The sequence below is a fragment of the Pseudomonas sp. K5002 genome, assembly GCF_013386655.1.
Lineage (GTDB): Bacteria > Pseudomonadota > Gammaproteobacteria > Pseudomonadales > Pseudomonadaceae > Aquipseudomonas.
Genome location: NZ_JACARK010001034.1, coordinates 1 through 3,363, shown reverse-complemented (window position 1 = coordinate 3,363; position 3,363 = coordinate 1). Strand labels below are relative to the sequence as shown.

The window sequence follows — 3,363 nt, the reverse complement described above, 5'->3', positions numbered from 1 at the left end:
AAGCACAGCCTGAGCCTGCTGCCCGGCCTGCCGCCGCTGACCAGTTCTCCCTGCCTCTACGAAGAAAGCCTGTTGCGTGAGCCGACCGTGCTGGTGCACTCGGGCGAAGCCGGGCTGCTGCTGGAGATTTCCAGCGATGCCTTCAAGAGCATGCTGACCAAGGCCAGCGCCGCGCATTTCGGCGAGCCGCTGAGCAACATCCGGCCAAACCTGGATCGCCCCAACGACGACCGCGAGGAAATCACCCAGGCGATGCAGGCGTTCACCGCCCGCCGTATCCAGCAGCGCCTGGAAGCCACCATCGAAATTCCACCGCTGGCCGATACCGCGCAAAAGATCATCAAGCTGCGGGTCGACCCCAACGCCACCATCGACGACATCACCGGCGTGGTCGAAACCGACCCGGCCCTGGCCGCCGAAGGTGCTCCGGCTGACGAGTCCGGCGTCGTGCTGGAAGAAGACAACAGCCTGGGCATGACCCACGACCTGTCGCCGTGGGGCATGTACCAGAACGCTGACATCATCGTGAAGATCGTGATGATCGGCCTGGCCATCGCTTCGATCATCACCTGGACCATCTGGATCGCCAAGGGCTTCGAACTGCTGGGCGCCAAGCGTCGCCTGCGCACTGAAATCGTCCACCTGAAAAAAGCCACCACCCTGAAAGAAGCCAGCGAAAGCGCGGCGAAGAAGGGCGCCCTGGCGCACCTGCTGGTTCACGACGCACTCGAAGAGATGCGCCTGTCTGCCAACACCCGTGAAAAAGAAGGCATCAAGGAACGCGTCAGTTTCCGTCTTGAGCGCCTGGTTGCCGCCTGCGGTCGCAACATGAGCAACGGCACCGGCGTGCTGGCGACCATCGGTTCCACCGCGCCCTTCGTCGGCCTGTTCGGTACCGTATGGGGCATCATGAACAGCTTCATCGGCATTGCCAAAACCCAGACCACCAACCTCGCCGTCGTGGCGCCCGGCATCGCCGAAGCCCTGCTGGCAACCGCACTGGGCCTGGTTGCCGCGATTCCTGCGGTGGTGATCTACAACGTCTTCGCCCGTTCGATCGCCGGCTACAAGGCGCAGGTGTCGGACGCTTCGGCAGAAGTCCTGTTGCTGGTCAGCCGTGACCTCGATCACCTGCCTACCGAGCGCAGCTCGCAATCGCACATGGTGAAAGTGGGGTAATCGGCCATGGGCCTGCATTTGAATCAAGGCGACGACGAGCTCGTCGAGAACCACGAAATCAACGTCACGCCGTTTATCGACGTGATGCTGGTGCTGCTGATCATCTTCATGGTGGCAGCACCGTTGGCCACCGTGGATATCAAGGTCGACCTGCCCGCTTCCAGCGCGAAACCTGCGCCGCGGCCGGAGAAACCGATATTCCTCAGCGTGAAGGCGGACCAGCGTCTGTTCCTGGGCGAAGAAGAAGTCAAATCCGACACCCTGGGCGCGGTGCTCGACGCCAAGACCCAGGGCAAGAAAGACACGACCATCTTCTTCCAGGCCGACAAGGGCGTGGACTACGGCGACCTGATGAGCGTGATGGATGCCCTGCGGGCGGCCGGCTACCTCAAGGTAGGCCTGGTCGGACTTGAGACGGCAGCCAAGAAATGATCACGACGCGCCACAAACTGACGCGTTATGGCACCAGCCTCGCCGTCGTGCTGGGCGTCCACGCCGTCGCGATCATCATCGCGCTCCAGTGGTCGGCGCCACATATGGTCCAGCTGCCTCCGGCCGCCATGGTCATCGACCTGGCACCGATGCCGGCGCCACCACCTCCGGCCCCGCCGAAGGTGATCACGCCGCCACAGCCGCCTGCGCCAGTCGAAGAGCTGCCATTGCCGAAACTGGCCGAGGCACCTAAGCCGACGATCCAGGTGCCAAAGCCGGTCAAGCCCAAGCCAAAACCACAGCCGCCCAAGCCTGTGGAGAAGAAGCCCGATCCGCCCAAGGAAAAACCTTCCGAAGAGCCGCCGAGCGAAACTCCGCAGAACAACGCGCCTACGGAAAAATCCGCCCAGCCACAACCGGGCCCTTCACCGCAGCAGATCGCGGCCAAGGCCACCTGGGAAAGTACCCTGCTGGGCCACCTGCAGAAGTACAAGAAGTACCCGCCGGGCGCCCAGGCGCGTGGCAAGGAAGGCCTGAACCGCCTGCGTTTCGTGGTGGATGCCGATGGCAACGTGCTGTCCTACGAACTGGTGGGCCGCTCCGGCAACGCCGACCTGGACCGCGCCACCCTCGACATGATCCGTCGTGCCCAGCCGCTGCCCAAGCCGCCGGCCGACATGTTGAAAGGCGGGAGCATCGAGATCGTTGCACCATTCGTTTACAACATCGAAAAACGTCGCCGCTAAACCCTACCGTGGGCACTCTCGGGTGCCTACGGCTGTTGCTCCCTCCCCCCGCATCACCGCAACCTGAACCAGGCTTGAACGAGTCAACACCTAACTCGATCTTCACTTGTAACACTTAAAGACAACGCTAATTATCCGCGAATAGTTCTCATTAGCGGACATTCGGCATGCCCAACCTTGCCCGGCTGGCTCTCCTCCTACTGGCTTTACCCGTCGCTGCACAGGCGGACCAGCTGGTCACCCTGGTCATTCAGAACCACACCTTCAGCCCCTCGACGTTCGAGGTGCCGGCCGGTGAGCGCTTTCGCATTCAACTCACCAGCCACGATGAAAGCGTCGACGAGTTCGAAAGCTACGACATGAAATTCGAAAAAATCATCGTCCCCGGCAACACCATCACGGTGTTTGCCGGCCCGCTGCATCCCGGCACCTACACCTTCTTCGATGACTACCACCCCGACCAGGCCAAAGGCACGGTCACCGCCGTCGCGGCCAAGGAGTAAGCCATGCTGGCCTGTCTGTTGATCGTGTTTCGAGAAGTGCTGGAAGCCGGGATTGTGGTGGGCATCGTGATGGCCGCCACCCAGGGCCTGGCAAGACGTGGGCTGTTCATTGGCGGCGGAATCGCAGCCGGCGTGCTCGGTGCCGGCATCCTCGCACTATTTACCGGCGCAATTACCCAGGCGCTGCAGGGCTTTGGCCAGGAGATTTTCAACGCAGCCATCCTGGTAGTCGCCGTGGTCATGCTGGGCTGGCACAACCTGTGGATGGCCAGTCATGGTCGCGAGCTGGCGACCCAACTGCGCAGCGCCGGCAATTCAGTACTCAAGGGTGAAAAATCACTCTGGGCCCTGGCCGTGGTCATCACCGTGGCCGTGCTGCGCGAAGGCTCGGAAATCGTGCTGTTCCTCTATGGCATCGCCGCATCCAGCCAGACAGACCCACTGTCGATGCTGGCCGGCGGCGTGCTCGGCATCGTCGCCGGCGCCGCGCTGTCCTGGCTGAT

5 protein-coding genes are annotated in these 3,363 nt (G+C 62.4%); all 5 read left to right on the top strand.

Going from position 1 to position 3,363, the window contains the following annotated elements; translation table 11 throughout:
- Window positions 1-252 precede the first annotated feature (252 nt).
- Window positions 253-1,179: a tonB-system energizer ExbB gene (gene exbB / locus HX846_RS32860; RefSeq protein ID WP_178967016.1), complete on the top strand. Its 927-nt coding sequence runs from the start codon at window positions 253-255 to the stop codon at window positions 1,177-1,179.
- Window positions 1,180-1,185: 6 nt separating this feature from the next.
- Entirely contained in the window at window positions 1,186-1,611 is a 426-nt protein-coding gene (gene exbD / locus HX846_RS32855) for a TonB system transport protein ExbD (RefSeq protein ID WP_003213296.1), read from the top strand.
- The gene (locus tag HX846_RS32850; protein WP_003213297.1) at window positions 1,608-2,357 is read left to right on the top strand and encodes an energy transducer TonB; all 750 of its coding nucleotides are present in this window, start codon (window positions 1,608-1,610) and stop codon (window positions 2,355-2,357) included. Before exbD ends, HX846_RS32850 begins: the two co-directional genes overlap by 4 nt.
- 167 nt (window positions 2,358-2,524) lie before the next feature.
- Complete coding sequence (locus tag HX846_RS32845; protein ID WP_003213299.1) at window positions 2,525-2,860, top strand: cupredoxin domain-containing protein; 336 nt, start codon at window positions 2,525-2,527, stop codon at window positions 2,858-2,860.
- Between the two features lie 3 nt (window positions 2,861-2,863).
- On the top strand, window positions 2,864-3,363 hold a 500-nt coding region (locus tag HX846_RS32840), incomplete at its 3' end, for an FTR1 family protein (protein ID WP_178967015.1).